This is a genomic window from Enterobacter sp. BNK-16 (genome assembly GCF_048684955.1).
Lineage (GTDB): Bacteria > Pseudomonadota > Gammaproteobacteria > Enterobacterales > Enterobacteriaceae > Enterobacter > Enterobacter bugandensis.
Genome location: NZ_JBLQTQ010000001.1, coordinates 1,339,808 through 1,363,500, shown reverse-complemented (window position 1 = coordinate 1,363,500; position 23,693 = coordinate 1,339,808). Strand labels below are relative to the sequence as shown.

16 protein-coding genes and 5 tRNA genes are annotated in these 23,693 nt (G+C 53.4%); 1 reads left to right on the top strand and 20 read right to left on the bottom strand.

The window, feature by feature from the left end; all coding sequences use genetic code 11:
• Positions 1-30 precede the first annotated feature (30 nt).
• The 13 genes from rpoC to ACMGGH_RS06480 form a co-directional block, all read right to left on the bottom strand.
• On the bottom strand, positions 31-4,254 hold the full coding sequence (rpoC, locus tag ACMGGH_RS06540; RefSeq protein WP_028015097.1) for a DNA-directed RNA polymerase subunit beta': 4,224 nt from the start codon (positions 4,252-4,254) through the stop codon (positions 31-33).
• A gap of 76 nt (positions 4,255-4,330) precedes the next feature.
• Positions 4,331-8,359, bottom strand: coding sequence for a DNA-directed RNA polymerase subunit beta (gene rpoB / locus ACMGGH_RS06535; RefSeq protein WP_015569976.1), 4,029 nt, complete (start codon positions 8,357-8,359; stop codon positions 4,331-4,333).
• A gap of 319 nt (positions 8,360-8,678) precedes the next feature.
• Complete coding sequence (rplL, locus tag ACMGGH_RS06530) at positions 8,679-9,044, bottom strand: 50S ribosomal protein L7/L12 (protein ID WP_002445276.1); 366 nt, start codon at positions 9,042-9,044, stop codon at positions 8,679-8,681.
• 66 nt (positions 9,045-9,110) lie between these two features.
• Positions 9,111-9,608, bottom strand: coding sequence for a 50S ribosomal protein L10 (gene rplJ / locus ACMGGH_RS06525; RefSeq protein WP_003862338.1), 498 nt, complete (start codon positions 9,606-9,608; stop codon positions 9,111-9,113).
• A 289-nt stretch (positions 9,609-9,897) separates the two neighbouring features.
• Positions 9,898-10,602, bottom strand: a complete 705-nt coding sequence (gene rplA, locus ACMGGH_RS06520; RefSeq protein ID WP_006810530.1) for a 50S ribosomal protein L1 — start codon at positions 10,600-10,602, stop codon at positions 9,898-9,900.
• A 3-nt stretch (positions 10,603-10,605) separates the two neighbouring features.
• The gene (rplK, locus tag ACMGGH_RS06515; protein ID WP_008503452.1) at positions 10,606-11,034 is read right to left on the bottom strand and encodes a 50S ribosomal protein L11; all 429 of its coding nucleotides are present in this window, start codon (positions 11,032-11,034) and stop codon (positions 10,606-10,608) included.
• Positions 11,035-11,190: 156 nt separating this feature from the next.
• Positions 11,191-11,736 (bottom strand): transcription termination/antitermination protein NusG, encoded by a 546-nt coding sequence (gene nusG / locus ACMGGH_RS06510; protein WP_003862341.1) that lies wholly within the window; start codon positions 11,734-11,736, stop codon positions 11,191-11,193.
• Between the two features lies 1 nt (position 11,737).
• Positions 11,738-12,121, bottom strand: a complete 384-nt coding sequence (secE, locus tag ACMGGH_RS06505) for a preprotein translocase subunit SecE (protein WP_003862342.1) — start codon at positions 12,119-12,121, stop codon at positions 11,738-11,740.
• 227 nt (positions 12,122-12,348) lie between these two features.
• On the bottom strand, positions 12,349-13,533 hold the full coding sequence (gene tuf / locus ACMGGH_RS06500) for an elongation factor Tu (RefSeq protein ID WP_023309456.1): 1,185 nt from the start codon (positions 13,531-13,533) through the stop codon (positions 12,349-12,351).
• Positions 13,534-13,651: 118 nt separating this feature from the next.
• A tRNA-Thr gene (locus ACMGGH_RS06495) sits at positions 13,652-13,727 on the bottom strand.
• A 6-nt stretch (positions 13,728-13,733) separates the two neighbouring features.
• Positions 13,734-13,808 (bottom strand) — tRNA-Gly (locus ACMGGH_RS06490).
• A 117-nt stretch (positions 13,809-13,925) separates the two neighbouring features.
• Positions 13,926-14,010: transfer RNA gene (locus ACMGGH_RS06485), tRNA-Tyr, on the bottom strand.
• An 8-nt stretch (positions 14,011-14,018) separates the two neighbouring features.
• Positions 14,019-14,094, bottom strand: a tRNA-Thr gene (locus ACMGGH_RS06480).
• 317 nt (positions 14,095-14,411) lie between these two features.
• Here ACMGGH_RS06480 and coaA point away from each other — a divergent pair.
• Positions 14,412-15,362 (top strand): type I pantothenate kinase, encoded by a 951-nt coding sequence (gene coaA, locus ACMGGH_RS06475; protein WP_032644951.1) that lies wholly within the window; start codon positions 14,412-14,414, stop codon positions 15,360-15,362.
• A gap of 44 nt (positions 15,363-15,406) precedes the next feature.
• Here the strand turns inward: coaA and dppF are convergent, their stop codons facing one another.
• From dppF to eptB, 7 genes are all read right to left on the bottom strand, one after another.
• Positions 15,407-16,420 (bottom strand): dipeptide ABC transporter ATP-binding subunit DppF, encoded by a 1,014-nt coding sequence (dppF, locus tag ACMGGH_RS06470; RefSeq protein ID WP_232949177.1) that lies wholly within the window; start codon positions 16,418-16,420, stop codon positions 15,407-15,409.
• Positions 16,417-17,400 (bottom strand): dipeptide ABC transporter ATP-binding protein, encoded by a 984-nt coding sequence (dppD, locus tag ACMGGH_RS06465; protein ID WP_047366955.1) that lies wholly within the window; start codon positions 17,398-17,400, stop codon positions 16,417-16,419. The genes dppF and dppD overlap by 4 nt, the downstream gene beginning before the upstream one ends.
• Positions 17,401-17,410: 10 nt before the next feature.
• Positions 17,411-18,313 (bottom strand): dipeptide ABC transporter permease DppC, encoded by a 903-nt coding sequence (gene dppC / locus ACMGGH_RS06460; protein WP_028015093.1) that lies wholly within the window; start codon positions 18,311-18,313, stop codon positions 17,411-17,413.
• A 9-nt stretch (positions 18,314-18,322) separates the two neighbouring features.
• Positions 18,323-19,342 carry a dipeptide ABC transporter permease DppB gene (gene dppB / locus ACMGGH_RS06455; RefSeq protein ID WP_028015092.1) on the bottom strand — a complete coding sequence of 340 codons (1,020 nt, stop codon included), beginning with the start codon at positions 19,340-19,342 and terminating at the stop codon, positions 18,323-18,325.
• 161 nt (positions 19,343-19,503) lie between these two features.
• A complete protein-coding gene (gene dppA, locus ACMGGH_RS06450) occupies positions 19,504-21,111 on the bottom strand; it encodes a dipeptide ABC transporter periplasmic-binding protein DppA (RefSeq protein ID WP_028015091.1) in 1,608 nt (535 codons plus the stop codon).
• Between the two features lie 620 nt (positions 21,112-21,731).
• Positions 21,732-21,808 (bottom strand) — tRNA-Pro (locus ACMGGH_RS06445).
• A gap of 91 nt (positions 21,809-21,899) precedes the next feature.
• Complete coding sequence (eptB, locus tag ACMGGH_RS06440; RefSeq protein WP_028015090.1) at positions 21,900-23,594, bottom strand: kdo(2)-lipid A phosphoethanolamine 7''-transferase; 1,695 nt, start codon at positions 23,592-23,594, stop codon at positions 21,900-21,902.
• Positions 23,595-23,693: the final 99 nt, after the last annotated feature.

Below are 23,693 nucleotides of genomic sequence, written 5' to 3'. Positions count from 1 at the left end.
AGGCGGGTTTTTTATTTACGGCATCAACGATTACTCGTTGTCGGAACCGCCCAGACCTGCGTTCAGCAGTTCTGCCAGGCTCGCGGATGCATCTTCAGCAGTAACCTGCGGTGCAGCTGGCAGTTCGCCCGCTGCGCGACGACGCATACGATCCTGATGGTACGCATAACCGGTACCGGCAGGGATCAGACGACCCACGATGACGTTCTCTTTCAGACCGCGCAGTTCATCACGTTTACCTGCAACAGCGGCTTCGGTCAGGACACGAGTCGTTTCCTGGAACGATGCTGCGGAGATGAAGGACTCGGTTGCCAGAGACGCTTTGGTGATACCCAGCAGATCGCGTGCGAAGGTCGCACCGATTTTGCCGTTCGCTTCCAGATCGCGGTTAGCGATCTTAACGCGTGAGTATTCAACCTGCTCGCCTTCCAGGAAGTCGGAGCTGCCCGCGTTTTCGATGGTTGCTTTACGCAGCATCTGACGAACGATAACTTCGATGTGCTTATCGTTAATCTTAACGCCCTGCAGGCGGTATACGTCCTGTACTTCGTTAACAATGTAACGAGTAACAGCATGCACACCACGCAGACGCAGGATGTCGTGCGGCGCTTCTGGACCGTCGGAAACTACGTCACCACGTTCTACACGTTCGCCTTCGAACACGTTGAGCTGACGCCACTTAGGAATCATCTCTTCGTACGGCTCGCTGCCATCTACTGGTGTGATAACCAGACGGCGCTTACCTTTAGTCTCTTTACCGAAGGAGATGATCCCGCTGATTTCAGCCAGGATTGCAGGCTCTTTCGGACGACGAGCTTCGAACAGGTCCGCAACGCGTGGCAGACCACCGGTGATGTCCTTGGTACCGCCGGATTCCTGAGGAATACGCGCCAGAGTGTCACCAGAGCTGATCTGTACGCCATCTTCCAGCTGTACAATCGCTTTACCCGGCAGGAAGTACTGCGCAGGCATATCGGTACCCGGGATCAGAACGTCGTTACCCTGAGCATCAACGATTTTCAGTGCAGGACGCAGATCTTTACCGCCGGTAGTACGTTCAGCAGAATCCAGAACCACCAGAGAAGACAGACCGGTCAGCTCGTCGGTCTGACGAGTAATGGTCTGGCCGTCGATCATGTCAGTAAAGCGGATGAAACCACTTACTTCGGTGATTACCGGCATGGTGTGTGGATCCCAGTTTGCAACGGTTTCACCGCCGGCAACCTGCTCGCCATCACCTTTCGCCATAACCGCACCGTAAGGCACTTTATAGCTCTCTTTGGTACGACCGAATTCGTCGATCAGCTTCAGCTCGGTGTTACGAGAGGTCACAACCAGCTTGCCTGCGGAGTTAACAACAGACTTCGCGTTGCTGAGCTTGATGCTACCTTTGTTTTTCACCTGAATGCTGGATTCAGCAGCCGCACGAGATGCCGCACCACCGATGTGGAACGTACGCATCGTCAGCTGTGTACCCGGCTCACCGATGGACTGTGCCGCGATAACGCCGATGGCTTCACCTTTGTTGATGATGTGGCCACGCGCCAGGTCACGACCGTAGCAGTGCGCACACACACCAAAGTCGGTGTCACAGGATACAACGGAACGTACCTTCACGGAGTCAACAGAGTTCGCTTCCAGCAGGTCACACCACTGTTCGTGCAGCAGGGTGTTGCGTGGAACCAGAATGTCTGCGGTGCCCGGCTTCAGAATGTCTTCCGCGGTCACACGACCCAGTACGCGATCGCGCAGCGGCTCTTTAACATCACCACCCTCGATAACCGGGGTCATGGTGATACCTTCGAGGGTGCCACAATCGTCTTCAGTCACAACCAGATCCTGCGCAACGTCAACCAGACGACGCGTCAGATAACCGGAGTTCGCTGTCTTCAGTGCGGTATCCGCCAGACCTTTACGCGCACCGTGCGTGGAGATGAAGTACTGGAGTACGTTCAGACCTTCACGGAAGTTCGCGGTGATTGGCGTTTCGATGATGGAGCCATCTGGCTTCGCCATCAGACCACGCATACCTGCCAGCTGACGAATCTGTGCTGCAGAACCACGCGCACCGGAGTCGGCCATCATGTAGATGCTGTTGAAGGAAACCTGCTGCTCTTCGACGCCGTCACGGTTAATCACGGTTTCGGTTTGCAGGTTATCCATCATCGCTTTGGATACACGATCGTTCGCCGCTGCCCAGATATCGATAACTTTGTTGTAGCGTTCGCCCGCGGTTACCAGACCAGACTGGAACTGCTCCTGGATCTCAGCAACTTCAGCTTCCGCTTCAGAGATGATCTCGTGTTTCTTCTCTGGGATGACCATGTCATCGATACCAACAGATGCACCTGAACGCGCTGCATAAGCAAAGCCGGTATACATTGTCTGGTCAGCGAAGATAACGGTCGGCTTCAGACCCAGAATGCGGTAACAGGTGTTCAGCATTTTGGAGATCGCTTTCTTGCCCAGCGCCTGGTTGACGATGGAGAAAGGCAGACCTTTCGGTACGATCATCCACAGAATGGCACGGCCAATGGTCGTGTCTTTCAGGCTGGTCTTCGCAACGAATTCGCCGTTTGCATCTTTTTCGTATTCGGTGATACGCACTTTAACGCGCGCATGCAGAGAGGCCAGGCCAGCGCGATAAATACGCTCAGCTTCTTTCGGGCCAGTCAGCACCATGCCTTCGCCTTTGGCGTTAACACAGTCACGGGTCATGTAGTACAGACCCAATACAACGTCCTGAGAAGGAACGATAATTGGTTCACCGTTCGCTGGAGACAGGATGTTGTTGGTAGACATCATCAGCGCACGCGCTTCAAGCTGGGCTTCCAGCGTCAGCGGTACGTGAACAGCCATCTGGTCACCATCGAAGTCGGCGTTATAGGCCGCACAAACCAGCGGGTGCAGCTGGATAGCTTTACCTTCGATCAGGACTGGCTCAAATGCCTGGATACCCAGACGGTGCAGGGTTGGTGCACGGTTCAGCAGTACCGGGTGTTCGCGGATAACTTCGTCCAGGATATCCCAAACGACAGCTTCTTCACGCTCAACCATTTTCTTAGCGGCTTTGATGGTGGTGGCCAGGCCACGCAGCTCCAGCTTGCCGTAGATGAACGGTTTGAACAGCTCCAGTGCCATTTTCTTCGGCAGACCGCACTGATGCAGACGCAGGTATGGACCTACGGTGATTACAGAACGACCGGAGTAGTCAACACGCTTACCGAGCAGGTTCTGACGGAAACGACCCTGCTTACCTTTGATCATGTCGGCCAAAGATTTCAGAGGACGCTTGTTAGAACCGGTGATCGCACGACCGCGACGACCGTTATCCAGCAGGGCATCTACCGCTTCCTGCAGCATACGTTTTTCGTTGCGTACGATGATGTCCGGCGCAGCCAGATCCAGCAGACGTTTCAGACGGTTGTTACGGTTGATAACGCGACGATACAGATCGTTCAGATCGGACGTTGCGAAACGACCACCATCCAGCGGAACCAGCGGACGCAGATCTGGCGGCAGAACCGGCAGAACGGTCAGGATCATCCACTCTGGTTTGTTACCAGACTGAACGAACGCTTCCAGCAGTTTGATACGCTTGGTCAGCTTTTTACGCTTGGTTTCGGAGTTGGTTTCGTTCAGCTCTTCACGCAGCTGCTCGCACTCTTGCTCCAGATCCATGCTCTTCAGCAGGGCCTGAATAGCTTCCGCACCCATCTTCGCGTCGAATTCGTCACCGAACTCTTCCAGCGCGTCCAGATACTGCTCTTCAGTCAGGATCTGGTGACGTTCCAGGTTCGTCATCCCGCCTTCGATAACTACATAAGATTCGAAGTACAGTACACGTTCGATATCGCGCAGCGGCATATCCAGCAGCAGACCGATACGGGACGGCAGAGATTTCAGGAACCAGATGTGAGCAGTTGGAGACGCCAGCTCGATGTGGCCCATACGCTCACGGCGTACTTTAGTCTGGGTCACTTCAACGCCGCACTTCTCACAGATCACACCGCGGTGTTTCAGGCGCTTGTACTTACCGCACAGGCACTCGTAGTCTTTTACTGGCCCGAAAATACGCGCACAGAAAAGGCCGTCACGCTCAGGTTTGAACGTACGGTAGTTGATGGTTTCCGGCTTTTTAACTTCACCGAAAGACCATGAACGGATCATGTCTGGCGAAGCCAGAGCAATTTTGATCGCATCAAACTCTTCGGTTTTAGTCTGCGCTTTCAGAAACTTTAATAAATCTTTCACGGATTTGCTCCCGTCGGAGTTAGCACAATCCGGTGCCGGGGGTTAACCCGGCACCAGTGACCTGTTTGAGCGAGAATTACTCGTCTTCCAGTTCGATGTTGATACCCAGCGAACGAATCTCTTTCAACAGTACGTTGAAGGATTCTGGCATGCCTGGTTCCATCTGATGGTTGCCGTCCACGATGTTTTTATACATCTTGGTACGACCGTTCACGTCATCAGACTTAACGGTGAGCATTTCCTGCAGGGTGTATGCCGCGCCGTATGCTTCCAGCGCCCACACTTCCATCTCCCCGAAGCGCTGACCACCGAACTGTGCCTTACCACCCAGCGGCTGCTGAGTAACCAGGCTGTAAGAACCGGTAGAACGAGCGTGCATCTTGTCGTCGACCAGGTGGTTCAGTTTCAGCATGTACATGTAACCTACGGTTACTGGACGCTCAAACTGTTCACCGGTACGGCCGTCAAACAGCGTAATCTGACCAGACGTTGGCAGACCACCCAGTTGCAGCAGCTCTTTGATTTCAGCTTCTTTTGCACCGTCGAATACCGGCGTTGCAATTGGCATACCTTTGCGCAGGTTCTCTGCCAGACGCAGTACTTCTTCATCGCTGAAGGTGTTCAGGTCGACTTTCTGACGCACGTCGGTACCCAGATCGTAGGCACGCTGGATGAATTCGCGCAGTTTCGCGACTTCCTGCTGCTGTTTCAGCATGGCGTTGATCTTGTCGCCGATACCTTTCGCAGCCATACCCAGGTGGGTTTCCAGGATCTGACCAATGTTCATACGAGACGGTACGCCCAGTGGGTTCAGTACGATATCTACCGGCGTACCGTTAGCATCGTGCGGCATATCTTCGATCGGGTTGATCTTAGAGATAACACCCTTGTTACCGTGACGACCTGCCATCTTATCACCAGGCTGGATCTGACGTTTAACAGCCAGATACACCTTAACAATCTTCAGCACGCCTGGTGCCAGATCGTCGCCCTGAGTGATTTTGCGGCGTTTCGCTTCGAGTTTTTTCTCGAACTCGTGTTTCAGTTCGTCATACTGCTCAGCCAGCTGTTCCAGCTGATTTTGTTTCTCTTCGTCGGTCAGGCCGAGTTCCAGCCAGCGATCGCGTGGCAGTTTGTCGAGCTTCTCAGCTTCAACGCCACCGGCAACCAGCACCGCATAGATACGGCTGAACAGACCTGCTTCGAGGATCTGCAGTTCTTCAGACAGGTCTTTCTTAGCCTGTTTGAGCTGCATCTCTTCGATTTCCAGCGCACGCTTATCTTTCTCAACGCCATCACGAGTGAAGACCTGAACGTCGATAACCGTACCGGAAACACCGTTTGGTACGCGCAGAGAAGAGTCTTTAACGTCAGACGCTTTCTCACCGAAGATAGCACGCAACAGTTTCTCTTCTGGGGTCAGCTGGGTTTCACCTTTCGGCGTCACCTTACCTACCAGAATGTCGCCGCCGGTCACTTCCGCACCGATGTAAACAATACCGGATTCATCCAGCTTGGAGAGCGCAGCTTCACCCACGTTAGGGATGTCGGCAGTGATCTCTTCTGGCCCCAGCTTGGTGTCACGGGACACACAGGCCAGTTCCTGAATGTGGATGGTGGTGAAACGATCTTCCTGAACCACACGCTCGGAGACGAGGATGGAGTCTTCGAAGTTGTAACCGTTCCACGGCATGAACGCTACACGCATGTTCTGACCGAGCGCCAGTTCACCGAGGTCGGTGGACGGACCGTCTGCCAGCACGTCGCCGCGCTCAACTGGCTCACCCAGAGATACGCAAGGCATCTGGTTGATACAGGTGTTCTGGTTAGAACGGGTGTATTTGGTCAGGTTGTAGATGTCGATACCCGCTTCGCCCGGATACATCTCGTCTTCGTTAACTTTGATAACGATACGGGATGCGTCAACGTACTGAACGGTACCGCCACGCTTAGCAACTGCAGTAACACCGGAGTCAACGGCAACAGCACGTTCCATACCGGTACCAACCAGCGGCTTATCAGCACGCAGAGTTGGAACGGCCTGACGTTGCATGTTCGCACCCATCAATGCACGGTTGGCGTCATCGTGTTCCAGGAACGGGATCAGGGACGCACCGACGGATACCACCTGCTGGGTGGATACGTCCATGTAGTCAACCTGGTCGCGGCTGAACAAGCTGGATTCGCCTTTGCTACGGCAGGTAACCAGATCTTCTACAAAGTGGCCTTCGTCATCCAGGTTGGAGTTCGCCTGAGCGATAACGTAGTTGCCTTCTTCGATAGCAGACAGGTAATGAATTTCGTCGGTAACCACACCGTCGGTCACTTTACGATACGGGGTCTCAAGGAAACCGTATTCGTTTGTCTGTGCGTACACGGACAGGGAGTTGATCAGACCGATGTTTGGACCTTCAGGCGTTTCGATTGGACATACGCGACCGTAGTGAGTCGGGTGTACGTCTCGAACTTCAAAGCCTGCACGTTCACGGGTCAGACCGCCTGGGCCGAGTGCAGAGATACGACGTTTGTGCGTGATCTCAGACAGCGGGTTGTTCTGGTCCATGAACTGAGACAGCTGGCTGGAACCAAAGAACTCTTTCACTGCTGCAGAAATCGGCTTGGCGTTGATCATATCCTGAGGCATCAGGGTATCCAGATCGCCCAGAGACAGACGCTCTTTCACCGCACGCTCTACACGTACCAGGCCAACGCGGAACTGGTTTTCCGCCATTTCGCCAACGGAACGGATACGACGGTTGCCGAGGTGGTCGATATCGTCCACTTCGCCTTTACCGTTACGGATATCGATGAGCTTCTTCATCACTTCGATGATGTCGTCTTTGCTCAGGATACCGGAACCTTCGATTTCGTCGCGCAGCAGAGAACGGTTGAACTTCATACGACCTACCGCGGACAGATCGTAGCGGTCTTCGGAGAAGAACAGGTTCTCGAACAGGCTTTCAGCCGCTTCGCGAGTTGGTGGCTCACCAGGACGCATCATGCGGTAGATTTCTACCAGCGCGCTCAGACGATCGTTGGTTGGGTCGACGCGTACAGTCTCAGAGATGTACGGACCGTGGTCCAGATCGTTAGTGAACAGCGTTTCGATACGTTTGTGGCCAGACTGGCTCAGCTTAGCCAGCAGATCCAGGCTCAGCTCCATGTTCGCCGGGCAGATCAGCTCGCCAGTTGATTCATCAACGTAATCTTTCGCGGCTACTTTTCCTGCAATGTATTCAACCGGAACTTCGATGTGTTTGATATCATCTTTTTCCAGCTGGCGGATGTGGCGCGCGGTGATACGGCGACCTTTTTCCACATACACTTTGCCGTCGGCCTCGATGTCGAACGACGCGGTCTCACCACGCAGACGTTCCGGCACCAGCTCCATCTGCAGCTTGTTGTCGCGGATTTCAAAGATCACTTTCTCAAAGAACAGGTCCAGGATCTGCTCAGTGGTATAGTTCAGTGCACGCAGAATGATGGTTGCAGGCAGTTTACGACGACGGTCGATACGGACAAACAGGTTGTCTTTTGGATCGAACTCGAAGTCCAGCCATGAACCACGGTAAGGAATGATGCGTGCGTTATACAGTACTTTACCGGAAGAGTGTGTTTTACCTTTATCGCTGTCGAAGAAGACGCCCGGGCTACGATGCAGCTGGGAAACGATAACACGCTCAGTACCGTTGATAACGAAAGTACCGTTGTCCGTCATGAGTGGAATCTCACCCATGTAGACTTCTTGTTCTTTAATGTCTTTTACGGTGCCTTCCGGCGCTTCGCGCTCGTAGATCACCAGACGCAGTTTTACGCGCAGCGGTGCGGAATAGGTCACGCCACGGATCTGACATTCCTGAACGTCAAACACCGGTTCGCCAAGGCGGTAGCTGACGTACTGCAGCTCGGAGTTACCGCTGTAGCTCTGAATCGGGAACACGGAACGGAAGGCTGCTTCCAGACCGTACTGCCCTTCAGGATCTTGCTCGATAAACTTCTGGAACGAGTCAAGCTGGATAGAAAGGAGATATGGAATGTCCAGAACTTGTGGACGTTTACCAAAATCCTTACGAATACGTTTTTTCTCGGTATAGGAGTAAACCATAGGGTTCCTCAGCTCGCTGACAAGTCGACCCATCTGTCCGACGAAGGGACAGTTTGTGCAACACCATTTTGTGGACCGGAAAATTGAATACTTTCCGCAATACCTGTTGCTATCACGCTTAAACCATTTCATTGCGATTTACACAGAGCGAGCACCCTGTCGCAGTATATTAAGTCGTCGATAGAAACAAGCATTGTCAGGACAATCAGCAGTCAAACAGTGTGAAATGCTACTGATGCCTTACAGCGCAAAAAGGCTGGTGACTAAAAAGTCACCAGCCATCAGCCTAATTGCTTAGGCTGCAACCAGAAAAGTTGGCTTATTTAACTTCAACTTCAGCGCCAGCTTCTTCCAGAGATTTTTTCAGTGCTTCTGCGTCGTCTTTGCTCACGCCTTCTTTCAGCGCAGCTGGAGCAGATTCTACCAGGTCTTTAGCTTCTTTCAGACCCAGGCCAGTTGCGCCACGTACTGCTTTGATAACAGCAACTTTGTTCGCGCCAGCAGCTTTCAGAATTACGTCGAATTCAGTTTTTTCTTCAGCAGCTTCAGCCGGGCCAGCAGCTACAGCTACAGCAGCAGCAGCAGAAACACCGAATTTTTCTTCCATTGCAGATACCAGCTCTACAACGTCCATTACGGACATAGCTGCAACTGCTTCAATGATTTGATCTTTAGTGATAGACATTTAAATTGTTCCTGAAAATCAGAATAAGTTTATACGTAAGCAAATGCTTTATAAAGATAACTGCGATTAAGCAGCTTCTTTCGCATCGCGTACAGCAGCCAGAGTGCGAACCAGTTTGCCAGCCGCAGCTTCTTTCATGGTTGCCATCAGGCGTGCAATTGCTTCTTCGTAGGTCGGCAGGGTTGCCAGGCGATCGATTTGCGATGCCGGGATCAACTCACCTTCAAAGGCTGCAGCTTTGACCTCAAATTTTGCATTCGCTTTCGCGAACTCTTTGAACAGACGAGCAGCAGCGCCCGGGTGTTCCATAGAGTATGCAATCAGGGTCGGACCAACAAACGTGTCTTTCAGGCACTCGAACTGAGTACCTTCAACTACGCGACGCAGCAGGGTGTTACGAACAACACGCATGTATACGCCAGCTTCACGACCTGCTTTACGCAGTTCAGTCATTTTGTCTACAGTAACGCCACGGGAATCCGCAACTACTGCAGACAGCGCGCCTTTGGCTACTTCGCTGACTTCAGCAACAATCGCTTGTTTGTCTTGAAGATTTAAAGCCATTAGCTTTGCTCCTGGATGTTTGCCGGAACTCATGTTCCGGAACTCACTTCACTCAACCCAACGGGAAGAGCGTCTTAATACGGTGAGCAGAAACAAGCCAGAGTATTAAAAATAATCTTAGCGTTCTGTCACCGTCTACGCAGGGGATTAAGTTTCTTGCGAAACACCTGCGGTCTTCGACGGAGGCCTGGATAGGCCAGGCTCCAACGAACAAATCTTTTAGCCGCTAACTTTCGTTAGCAAACGTGGGGGTAAGATTGTAGACAAAATCACCGCCCACGTAAAGGCATTAGTTTGCAGCAGCGCTCAGGCCAGCCTGGTCAACTGCAACACCTGCACCCATGGTGGTGGAGATGCTAACTTTCTTGATGTACACGCCTTTCGCCTGAGTTGGTTTAGCTTTTTTCAGCGCAACCAGCAGAGCTTCCAGGTTTTCTTTCAGTTTGTCAGCGTCAAAGTCCACTTTACCGATGGTGGTGTGGATGATGCCGTTTTTGTCGTTACGGTAACGAACCTGACCTGCTTTAGCGTTCTTAACCGCTTCAGCAACGTTAGGAGTTACAGTACCCACTTTCGGGTTTGGCATCAGGCCGCGTGGACCCAGAACCTGGCCCAGCTGGCCAACAACGCGCATTGCATCTGGAGAAGCAATAACAACGTCAAAGTTCATTTCGCCTTTCTTGATCTGATCAGCCAGATCTTCCATACCTACCAGTTCAGCGCCGGCAGCTTTAGCAGCTTCAGCGTTTGCACCCTGAGCAAATACAGCTACGCGAACGGAACGGCCAGTACCGTGTGGCAGTACAGTTGCGCCACGAACGTTCTGATCGGATTTACGAGCATCGATGCCCAGGTTAACGGCAACGTCAACGCTTTCAACGAACTTAGCAGTCGCCAGTTCTTTCAGCAGAGCAATAGCTTCGTTGATGTCGTACTGTTTGGTCGCATCAACTTTGTCACGGATCACGGACATGCGCTTGGTCAGTTTAGCCATTTCTTAGTCCTCCACTACCAGGCCCATGGAACGTGCAGTACCTTCGATGGAGCGAGTCATCGCTTCAATGTCGGCACCAGTCATGTCGGCAGCTTTGGTCTGCGCGATTTCCTGCAGCTGAGCGCGGGAAATTTTACCCACTTTGTCTTTGTTCGGTTTACCGGAACCAGACTTGATACCAGCCGCTTTCTTCAGCAGAACTGCTGCTGGAGGGGTTTTGGTAACGAAAGTGAAAGAACGGTCAGCGTAAACAGTGATTACGACTGGGATTGGCAGACCTTTTTCCAGGGATTCAGTTTTTGCGTTGAACGCTTTACAGAATTCCATGATGTTCACACCCTGCTGACCCAGAGCTGGACCAACTGGTGGACTTGGGTTCGCCATACCAGCTGCAACCTGCAGCTTGACGTAGGCTTGTACTTTCTTAGCCATTCTAAAATCCTCTGATTGGGTAATAGCGCCTCAGGGAGGCTCCCCGTGAATAAAATTCGTTTTACGGGCCGGGACCCATAAAAACAAAAGGCGCGAAATTGTATTCCAATCCCGCGCCTTGTGCAACGATTAAATCGTCGCTTTTTTGATCGCTGCTTAGGCTTTTTCTACCTGGGCAAAGTCCAGCTCTACCGGGGTCGCACGACCGAAGATAGAAACAGAAACTTTCAGGCGGGACTTCTCATAGTCCACTTCTTCAACCACGCCATTAAAGTCAGCAAACGGACCGTCATTAACACGAACCATTTCACCCGGTTCAAACAGCGTTTTCGGACGCGGCTTATCACCCACCTGCTGCAGGCGGTTCATAATCGCATCAACTTCTTTGTCGCTGATTGGCGCCGGACGGTCAGACGTGCCGCCGATAAAGCCCATCACACGCGGCACGCTGCGCACCAGGTGCCAGCTCGCGTCGTTCATAACCATCTGAACCAGCACGTAACCCGGGAAGAATTTGCGCTCGCTTTTGCGACGCTGGCCGCCACGGATCTCAACCACTTCTTCGGTCGGAACCATAACTTCGCCAAACAACTCTTCCATGTTGTGTAATTTGATATGCTCACGCAGCGACGTTGCTACGCGGCCTTCAAAACCGGAAAACGCCTGAACGACGTACCAGCGCTTTTTAGGGGCTTCAGACATCTCAGAACCTCAGGCCAGTGATAAAGGATACCAGGCGAACCAGAATACCATCCAGTCCCCACAGGATCAGTGACATTACAGCGGTAACCGCCGCTACGATCAGCGTGGTGTGCAATGTTTCCTGGCGAGTCGGCCAAATGACCTTGCGGACTTCGGTACGCGCTTCGCGGGCAAACGCAACGGTCGCTTTGCCTTTTGTCGTCAACAGCGCGACACCACCCGCCGCAGCAATCAGAATTACCACTGCAAGCGCGCGTAGCGGCAGCATCATGTCACGATAAAGATAGTTGCCGACAATCGCCACAATCAGCAGCACGGCTACAACTACCCATTTCATCGCTTCCAGGCCGCGCCCGCTCCCTTGAGCTTCGGTATTCGCACTCATAAACCAACCTGTCAGAAGTATTCTACAAACATTTTCACCCCGCGAGTGCGAGGCAAACCAATCGAAATGCTATTCGCTTTTCGTATTATACGCTCTCCGCAGAGCCTGTCTCAGCAATGATTATGACAAAATTAATCACTGATGAGCCAGGTTCTGATGTGAAAGCGTGCAAAAAGGGCATCAAATGATGCCCTTTTATTGCGCATTGCGTCAAATGTTATCAGCGATTAGCCGAGAACTTTAGCAACAACGCCCGCGCCAACGGTACGGCCGCCTTCACGGATTGCGAAACGCAGACCGTCGTCCATCGCGATTGGGTGGATCAGAGTCACAACCATCTTGATGTTGTCGCCTGGCATTACCATCTCTACGCCTTCTGGCAGTTCGATGGTACCGGTCACGTCAGTTGTACGGAAGTAGAACTGTGGACGGTAGCCTTTGAAGAACGGAGTATGACGGCCGCCTTCGTCTTTGGACAGAATGTACACTTCAGATTCGAACTTGGTGTGTGGCTTGATTGAGCCTGGCTTCGCCAGAACCTGACCACGTTCGATTTCTTCACGTTTGATACCACGCAGCAGAACACCAACGTTCTCACCAGCACGGCCTTCGTCCAGCAGTTTGCGGAACATTTCAACGCCAGTACAGGTAGACTTCGCAGTCTCTTTGATACCAACGATTTCAACTTCTTCACCAACTTTGATGATACCGCGCTCTACACGACCGGTAACAACGGTACCACGACCGGAGATGGAGAATACGTCTTCGATTGGCAGCAGGAATGGCTTGTCAATCGCACGCTCTGGTTCTGGGATGTAAGAATCCAGGAAGCCAGCCAGTTCGATGATTTTCGCTTCCCACTCAGCGTCGCCTTCCAGCGCTTTCAGCGCGGAACCACGAACGATTGGAGTGTCGTCGCCCGGGAAATCGTACTGAGACAGCAGTTCACGAACTTCCATCTCTACCAGTTCCAGCAGCTCTTCGTCATCAACCATGTCGCATTTGTTCAGGAACACGATGATGAAAGGAACGCCTACCTGACGACCCAGCAGGATGTGCTCACGAGTCTGAGGCATTGGGCCGTCAGTCGCAGCAACAACCAGGATCGCGCCGTCCATCTGCGCAGCACCGGTGATCATGTTTTTAACATAGTCGGCGTGGCCTGGGCAGTCTACGTGTGCGTAGTGGCGAGTCGGGGTGTCGTACTCAACGTGAGAGGTGTTGATGGTGATACCACGAGCTTTTTCTTCTGGTGCGTTATCGATCTGGTCGAAAGCACGAGCAGAACCACCGTAGGTTTTAGCCAGAACGGTAGTGATTGCAGCGGTCAGCGTTGTTTTACCATGGTCAACGTGGCCGATAGTACCGACGTTAACGTGCGGTTTTGTACGTTCAAACTTTTCTTTAGACATCGATTGTCCCTCTAAGACACGGATAAATCGGTGATATCACCACATCAACCAGGCGAAATGCCTGAATTGTTGAATACAGTAAAATTGAAACAGAGAGAAACGGGAAGGAGAAGTGAAGTGGTGCTGATACCCAGAGTCGAACTGGGGACCTCACCCTTACCAAGGGTGCGCTCTACCAACTGAGCCATATCAGCACGTATTGGAGCGGGCAGCGGGAATCGAACCCGCATCATCAGCTTGGAAGGCTGAGGTAATAGCCATTATACGATGCCCGCATCCTGAAACTCGGCTACCCAGTTCTTTCTGTAACAAAAAAAGAGATTTCTCTCTTTTTCAGTTTGAGCTGGCTAATTTTTCCAACCAGCTCCGGCGGCATTTACGCTGCCAGAAAGTGGTGGTGGGGGAAGGATTCGAACCTTCGAAGTCTGTGACGGCAGATTTACAGTCTGCTCCCTTTGGCCGCTCGGGAACCCCACCGGACTTGATGGTGCCGACTACCGGAATCGAACTGGTGACCTACTGATTACAAGTCAGTTGCTCTACCTACTGAGCTAAGTCGGCATCAAGTAGCGCGCATTCTATGGATACCTGCGCGGTCATGCAACTAAAAATTTGCATAAAACGTTCTTTCGCTCACATTTTATGCGAACGCAGCGCTAAGCGATGTAAAAGTAGCCATTCCGGGTCAAATAATCAACATACAGGCATGATTTACATCGCATACACCGTAGCGTGACGGCTTCCGCGTAACGCAGCGCTTTCCATCTTTTTTCTTATTATTCCCGCCATCTGGTGTTAACCTCCTGCCCATTGTCCAAAATTAACTGTGTGATGAGCCACGTCCCGGCAGCATAGCGCTGGCTCACTGAAGCATGCCTATGAGCAAAAAAGAGCAAACGTTAATGACGCCTTATCTTCACTTTAACCGCAGCCAGTGGGCTGCCCTGCGTGATTCCGTCCCTATGACGCTGACGGAAGGTGAAATCGCACGGTTAAAAGGGATAAACGAAGATCTGTCCCTGGAAGAGGTGGCAGAAATTTATCTCCCCCTCTCTCGCTTGCTTAACTTCTATATCAGCTCCAACCTGCGCCGTCAGGCGGTGCTGGAGCAGTTCCTCGGAACCAATGGTCAGCGCATTCCTTATATCATTAGTATTGCGGGCAGCGTGGCCGTGGGTAAAAGCACTACCGCACGCGTGCTGCAGGCGCTGCTGAGCCGCTGGCCGGAACACCGCAGCGTTGAGTTGATCACCACCGACGGCTTCCTGCACCCGAACGAGGTCTTAAAAGAACGCGGGCTGATGAAGAAGAAGGGCTTCCCGCTCTCTTATGATATGCACCGTCTGGTAAAATTTGTCTCTGACCTGAAATCTGGCGTGCCGCACGTCACGGCGCCGGTCTATTCACACCTGATTTACGACCGCATCCCGGATGGGGATAAAACGGTAGTCCAGCCGGATATTCTGATCCTTGAAGGTTTGAACGTGCTGCAAAGCGGCATGGACTATCCTCATGACCCGCATCATGTGTTCGTTTCGGATTTCGTCGATTTCTCTATTTATGTTGATGCGCCGGAAGATCTGCTGCAGAACTGGTATATCAACCGCTTCCTGAAGTTCCGCGAAGGGGCATTCACCGACCCGGACTCCTATTTCCACCACTACGCCCAGCTTTCTGAAGAAGAGGCGATTAATGTGGCCAGAGGGCTGTGGAATGAGATCAACTACGTGAACCTCAAAGAGAACATCCTCCCGACGCGCGAGCGTGCGAGCCTGATCCTCACCAAGAGCGAGAAGCACGCCGTCGACCAGATTCGCCTGCGAAAATAGTCAGGCAGACATAAAAAAACCGGCTTAGCGCCGGTTTTTTTTCGTTATGCGTGCGGCTTCTCGCCATTTTCATCCTGATCGACCGCAAAGCAGGCGACCAGCTGACCGCCATAATCCTTCAGCTGCGGCTGAAGCTGGGTGCACGGGCCAAAGCGGCGGCTGCAGCGCGCGTTGAAGGCACACCCCGGCGGCGGATTCAGCGGACTTGGCAGTTCACCCATCAGCTTAATGCGCTCGCGACGATCGTCCGGGTTCAGACGCGGCGTCGCAGACAGCAGCGCCTGGGTGTACGGATGACGAGGATTACTAAAGATCTGCTCTTTGGTCCCCTTCTCCACGCAGCGCCCCAGATACATCACCATCACTTCATCGGCAATATGCTCTACCACCGACAGGTCGTGAGAGATGAACACATAAGACAGCCCCAGATCCTGCTGGAGATCCATCATCAGGTTCAGCACCTGCGCGCGCACGGACACGTCGAGCGCCGACACCGGCTCATCGGCAATCACCACATCCGGATCGAGCATCAGCCCGCGGGCGATGGCGATACGCTGACGCTGGCCGCCGGAGAACATATGCGGGTAGCGGTCGTAATGCTCGGTTTTGAGGCCGACCTTCGCCATCATCGCCAGCGCTTTTTCACGGCGCTGCTCTTTGCTCAGATTGCTGTTAATCAGCAGGGGCTCTTCCAGGATCTGTCCCACTTTTTTACGCGGGTTCAAAGAACCGTACGGATTCTGGAACACAATCTGGATTTTCTGGCGGCGCAGCTTCTGCGCCTGCGGATCGTGCTTGAGCAGATCCTGGCCCTGATAATAAAGCTCACCGCCGGTCGGGACTTCAATCATCGTCAGCAGACGGCCCAGCGTCGATTTCCCGCAGCCTGACTCCCCCACCACCGCCAGCGTTTTACCGCGTTCGAGGTTAAAGGAGACGCCGTCCAGCGCTTTCACCAGGCGCTCAGGGGCAAAAATCCCCTTTTTCACCGGGTAGTGTTTTTTCAGGTCGATGGCCTGCAACAGCGGTTGTTGCGTGGTGGCCTGTTGCGTACTCATAGTGTTGGCCTCCCGGCATCATCGAGTGGGTAGTGGCATTTTGACTGTCGACCGTCGGCCAGCTGATTCAGCTCTGGCTCCTCAACGCGGCATTTGTCCGTGGCATACGGGCAGCGCGGATTAAGCAGACAGCCCTGCGGACGGTCGTATTTGCCCGGAACCACGCCCGGCAGCGACGCCAGACGCGCTTTGTCCTGAGCAAACTCCGGCAGCGCGCGCAGCAGTGCCTGGGTATAAGGGTGACGTGGCGCGCGGAAGATATCGTGCGAATTTCCGGTCTCAACCACCTGGCCCGCGTACATCACGATGATCTTGTGTGCCGCTTCGGCCACCAGCGCCAGATCGTGCGTAATCAGCACCAGCGCCATGTTCTCTTTCTGCTGCAACTCCAGCAGCAGCTCGATGATTTGCGCCTGAATGGTCACATCCAGCGCCGTTGTCGGCTCATCCGCAATCAGCAGCTTTGGTCGACAGGCAATCGCCATGGCGATCATCACGCGCTGGCTCATCCCACCGGAAAGCTGGTGCGGGTATACGTCCAGCCGCGATGCCGGATCAGGAATACCCACCTGGTTCAGCAGGTCGATCGCGCGCTGGCGACGGGTTTTCTTGTTACCACCCTGGTGCACCTTAATCGCTTCCATAATCTGGAAGCCGACCGTGTAGCACGGATTCAGGCTGGTCATCGGGTCCTGGAAAATCATCGCCACTTCGGCGCCCACCAGCTGGCGGCGCTGTTTCTCAGAAATGCGCTTCAGGTCCTGACCGTTGAACTGCAGGTTTTCCGCCATCACGCGGCCCGGGTAATCAATCAGCCCCATGATTGCCAGTGAACTCACCGACTTACCGGAACCGGACTCCCCGACGATACCAACCACTTCGCCCTGATTGACGCTGTAGCTGATGCGGTCCACGGCGCGAAACGGGGTGCCTTCGTCGCCGAAGTGCACCGATAATTTATCTACATTTAATAACGCCATCTCGTGCCTCTTACTGCTTCAGTTTGGGATCAAGCGCATCACGCAGGCCATCACCCATCAGGTTAAATGCCAGCACCGTCAGCAGGATTGCCAGACCCGGGAAGGTGACAACCCACCAGGCGCTTTGTGCGAACTGCAACACGTCGGAGAGCATGGTGCCCCACTCCGGTGTTGGCGGCTGAGCACCCATGCCCAGGAAGCCAAGAGCGGCCATATCAAGAATGGCGTTAGAGAAACCGAGCGACGCCTGAACGATCAGCGGCGCAAGGCAGTTAGGGAAGATATTAACGAACATCTGGCGCATCGCACCGGCACCCGCCACGCGAGAGGCGGTGACGTAGTCGCGGTTCACTTCCACCAGCACCGCCGCACGGGTTAAACGCACGTAGTGAGGAAGCGCCACGAAGGTCAGCGCCAGGGCGGCGTTACCGATCGACGGGCCGAAGATCGCCACCAGCACCAGAGCCAGCAGCAGGCTTGGCAGCGCCAGCATGATGTCGACGATACGCATAATGATGTTATCAACGATGCCGCCGAAGTAACCGGCAACCAGGCCGAGGATGATCCCCATAATCAGGGAGAGCACCACCACCAGACAGCCAACCAGCAGCGACAAACGCGCGCCGTACATCAGACGCGACAGCACATCGCGGCCCACATCATCGGTACCCAGCAGGTGCGCCAGACTACCGCCGTCCTGCCAGGCAGGAGGTGCCAGCAGCGCATCGCGGAACTGATCCGCCGGGTTATATGGCGCCAGAAAGTTCGCAAACACCGCAATCAGGATCATGATAGCGACATACACCAGCCCGACTACCGCGCCTTTATTGCGCTTGAAGTAGTGCCAGAACTCCTGCAGCGGCGTCATTGGAACCGGTGCAGCAACAGCTTTGTTTTCAGAAACCTGTGACATGATGGCCCCTTACTTCTTATGACGAATACGCGGGTTCACCACGCCGTACAGCAAATCGACCAGCAGGTTGACGAGGATAATCATCGTCGCGACCAGCAGCACCCCACCCTGCACCACCGGATAGTCACGGCGTTGCAGCGCATCAATCAGCCAGCGTCCGAGGCCCGGCCAGGAGAAGATGGTTTCCGTCAGGATCGCCCCCGCCAGCAGCGTACCCACCTGGAGGCCGATAACGGTCACCACCGGCAGCATGGCGTTACGCAGCGCGTGGACGATGATGACGCGCATGCGGGTTAAACCTTTGGCGCGCGCGGTACGGATGTAATCTTCACCCAGCACTTCCAGCATGGAGGAACGGGTCATACGCACGATCACCGCAAGAGGAATGGTGCCCAGCACCATAGCAGGCAGGATCATGTGCGCAACGGCATCAATGAAGTTGCCCTCCTCGCCCCAGATGGCCGTGTCGATCAGCATAAAGCCGGTTAACGGATTGGTATCATCAAGGAAGACCATATCGCTGACGCGTCCGGAGACCGGCGTCAGGTTCAATTGCACCGAGACCAGCATGATCAACATCATGCCCCACCAGAAGATAGGCATGGAGTAACCGGTCAGCGCCAGACCCACGGCGGTATGGTCGAAAATAGAGCCACGCTTAACGGCAGCCAGTACCCCAACAGGAATACCCACCGCAGTGGCGAAAATCATGGCGCAGATGCCAAGCTCCAGCGTCGCTTTAAAACGCGGCACGAACTCGTCCCACACCGGAAGACGGCTTTTTAACGAAATCCCTAAGTCACCGTGCATCACGCCCCAGATATAGTGGAGGTACTGCTGCCACATCGGCTTATCGAGGCCGAGTTCAGCCAGCAGCTGCGCATGACGTTCAGGGGAGATACCACGCTCGCCCGCCATAATCATTACCGGGTCGCCGGGGATCATATGGACGAAGGCAAAAGTGAGAAGGGTGATACCGATAAACGTCGGGATAACAAGTCCCAGACGTCGGAGGATGAACTGCAACATAACCCGGATTCTCTCTGATGACGCACGGCCAGTGGCGTGACGTCTGTATTGCTCACAAATGTAAATTCCCTCTCCCTGTGGGAGAGGGTTAGGGTGAGGGGATGCATGCACGACCCTCACCCCTGCCCTCTCCCACAGGGAGAGGGAGAACACCCTACTTATTATTCAACCGATACGTTTTCGAAGTGGTGTTTGCCCAGTGGATCAACCACGTAGCCCTTCACTTCTTTACGCACTGGCTCATACACGGTGGAGTGAGCAACAATCAGTGCCGGAGCCTGATCGTGCATAACAACCTGAGCCTGCTTGTAGAGTTCAATACGTTTGTTGTGATCGTCAGTCGCACGCGCCGGCTGGATCAGGTCTTCAAACGGCTTGTAGCACCAGCGAGAGTAGTTAGAGCCGTCTTTCGCTGCCGCACAGCTGAACAGGGTGGCGAAGAAGTTGTCCGGATCCCCGTTGTCACCGGTCCAGCCCATCATTACCGCCTGGTGCTCACCCGCTTTGGCGCGCTTCAGATACTCGCCCCACTCGTAGGTCACAATCTTGGCCTGAACGCCAATTTTCGCCCAGTCAGCCTGGACCATTTCCGCCATACGGCGTGCGTTCGGGTTGTACGGACGCTGTACCGGCATCGCCCACAGCTCGACGGTAAAGCCTTTGTCCTGGCCCGCTTCTTTCAGCAGCGCTTTCGCTTTCTCAGGATCGTAACTGTAGTCCTTAACGTCGTCGTTATAGCCCCACATGGTTGGTGGGATCAGGTTCTTGGCAGCAACGCCCGCGCCCTGGTAAACGGCCTTGATGATCGCTTCTTTGTTCACCGCGTAGGTCAGCGCCTGACGTACTTTCACGTCATCAAACGGTTTCTTCTCGGTGTTGAAGGAGAGATAGCCCACGTTCAGGCCCGCCTGCTCCATCAGGTTGATGTTCTTGTCCTGCTTCATGCGCGCGATGTCTGCCGGGTTCGGGTACGGCATCACCTGGCATTCGTTTTTCTGCAGTTTAGCGTAACGCACGGATGCGTCAGGCGTGATGGAGAAGACCAGACGGTCGATCTGCGGCTTGGTGCCCCAGTAGCCCGGGAAGGCTTTATACAGAATACGGGAGTCTTTCTGGTACTGCAGCAGCTGGAACGGGCCGGTACCGATTGGGTTCAGGTCCACTTTTTCCGGCGTGCCGGCTTTCAGCATGTTGTCCGCATACTCTTTAGAGAGAATAGAGGCGAAGTCCATGGCCAGGTCAGCCAGGAATGGCGCTTCCGGACGGGTCAGCACGAACTGAACGGTTTTATCGTCTACTTTTTTCACTTCGGCGATCAGGTCCGGCAGACCCATCCCTTCGAAGTATTCGTAGCTGCCGCCAGACACTTTGTGGTACGGGTTCTGGGCGTTTTTCTGACGGTCGAAGGAGAACACAACGTCGTCGGCGTTAAAGTCGCGCGTTGGTTTGAATTCTTTGCTGTCCTGCCACTTCACGCCCTGGCGCAGGTGGAAGGTATAGGTTTTGCCGTCTTCGCTGATATCCCACTTCTCGGCCAGACCCGGAATCACTTCCGTGGTGCCGGTTTTGAATTCAACCAGACGGTTATAGATCGGTACAGAGCTTGCGTCGTAAGTTGTACCAGAGGTAAAGAGCTGTGGGTTAAAGCCTTCCGGCGAGCCTTCAGAACAGTAAACCAGGGTTTTTGCCTGTACGCTTGCTGCCACGGTCATAGCCACCAGGCTCAGACCAAGCTTCAGCATCCCTGACTTCTTCAAGGAAATACTCATTATTCTGCTCCAATGTGATGTTTTGCTTTGTTGTGTTACGCCGCCAGACCTTTATTTATTTTTTACCCGGTCCGGTCGGAGGTGCCCGAAGGCGTTAAAGGGATGGAGAATCCTTTCAGAAGAGCGTTTGAGTTGCAGCGCAGATCGTCCCTGAAATGCCCCTCATGCCCTACAATCTGTCAACAGAATGTGAAAACGTCAATACAGGTGACGGGGATTTGCGCCGAGTGTGAGAAACCGCAAACAAAGATTAAAAAAACCCTGAACGCCAGTTTTCAGCAGGGAAATTTATGCTACTCGCCAACTTGCAGCACAAATATCTTCATATTTCGCAACAATCAGTGATTAACTTTTATTCAGAATGGGTAAATTTTCTTGCAGAATGGTGATTATCTGAGCACTAAATACCGCGAACGTTAAAACGCACAGCGAAAAATGCTGAGGTTATCCATAAGCAACGCGAAAAAAGATCAATCTATATATAAAAAAATACAATGGATTATGTCACAAAATCGTTAACAGGCAGGAAGAAGCGGGGATAAGGGGCATTTTACTGAATCTGGATGAGTAAGCCGTTAATGCAAAAAGGGCTAACCTTGCGGTTAGCCCTTTTCAGAATGTGGTCGGCGAGAGAGGATTCGAACCTCCGACCCACTGGTCCCAAACCAGTTGCGCTACCAAGCTGCGCTACTCGCCGAATGCGGAGCGCATCTTACTGCTGAGGTGCGCCCCCGTCAATCCCTTATTTTCAAAAAGCCATTCAACTGGCGATATTCTCGCCAGAGCAGCTACTGCGCGGCTTTTGCGGTGTTATCAGGGAGTTTACACCAGTTGTTGTTTTCGTTAATCCCACCGTTCGGTGAGGTATAGCCGAGGCAACCCATAATGGTGTCGTACAGCTCAACGTGACGGCGCGGCACCTTCATTTCCGCCTCTTTCTTAAGCTGAGCAAACATCTTCGCTTTCTCCGGATTTTCAAGATACTTATCCGACATCCACATGATCATCGGCACGCGGAACTGCTCCGGCGGTGCCAGCTTGCGCGGCGTACCGTGCAGGTGCTCTTTCTCATTAATGGACTCACCGTGGTCTGCGGCGTAGATAACAATCGCTTTTTTATCACGCAACTGGTCAATCACGCGGCTCAGGAACGTATCCACATACAGAACGGAGTTATCGTAGGCGTTGATCAGCTCCTGCTTGCTGCAGTCTTTATTAATGCCTACGCACTCAGGCTGCCATTTCGCGAAATCGCGCGTGTAACGCTGGTAATAACTGTAATGCGACCCTTTGGTATGCAGAATGACGAGATGTTTGCCCTGCGGGTGATTCTTCAGAGACTGGGACATCTCCTCAAGCAGCAGCATGTCGTCCACGTTTTTCCCGCGGTTGCGAGGCTCGGCACCTATCTGCTCACGATACGCGATGTTATCTGCCAGCGTGTTGGTGTAGAACCACATCTCACTTTGCATGGCGAACAGATCGGAGCTAAATCCAAGCTGCTTCAGCACGGCAAAGACGTTTTGTTCTTTCAGCGTACGTTGCGGGTTATCGCTCGCCCCGCCTTCACGCACAAACATACAGCGCAACGAGAGCTTCGTGGCGGTATCGCAGGAATAGCCGCGGTAAGCCACCAGATTCTTCTCCTGCGCCAGTTTCGGCGTGGTATCGCGGTCATAACCGAGGATACCCATATGATCCCAGCGCGTCGTTTCACCGATGACAAAGACTACGTAAGTATCATCCAGCCCGTCAGCCGGCGCCTGGTAGGTGAACTTTTTGGTCGGGTTAATCAGCGATTTCACATCGCTGGATTCGTCCGCCTGTGCCCAGGCGTAAAGACCTAACGCGGACAGCCAGTTGGACGGCAGATACGAGTTAGCCACCACGCCGCCATAGCTCGGCATATCCACGCCCGTCGCTTTTTCGATCCGTTTTTGCTGTTTTTCCATCAGGCGAATCGGCGCCCACACCAGCAGGCCCGCCAGCAGAACGACGGCGACGTTGCGGATACGCTGTCCCCGGGTACGCAGCTGGCGTAACAGGGTATAACGGCAGGTATTACTCCAGATAAAGAAGAGCGGGATCAGGCAGGTCAAAATCGTCCATATGATGAACCCTTGACCCACCACCTCTTTCGAGAGGTCGATGTCCGTGGTCATCACCGAGGCGACAATACCGTAGCCAATGACCACGTTCATGAATGTCATGTAATAGCTTGCGGCGGCAGAGATAATCACCACCAGCGAGGCCAGAATTTGCCATGTACGTCGGCCAAAAAGTGAGAGCAGGCGTAACAGGAAGAAGGTTGCCAGGATAGAGCCAAACACTTCAATGACGGCAAAAATTCCATTTCTTACGCTGAGGTGTTCGAAATAACCTTCCACACGTCTGAACAGTACCGCGCCATTCAGAAACAAACCGATATAGACAGCCAGCATCAGACACAATCTTTGCTGGGTAAGAGACCTAATATATTTCATGCAAACAACCCTGGGGGAAGGGGTATAAAGACCCGCCGAATCTCAGTGAGAAAGCTGACAGAGTAAGTAGATGCGAGCGAAACCGTTATCAGAAACGTC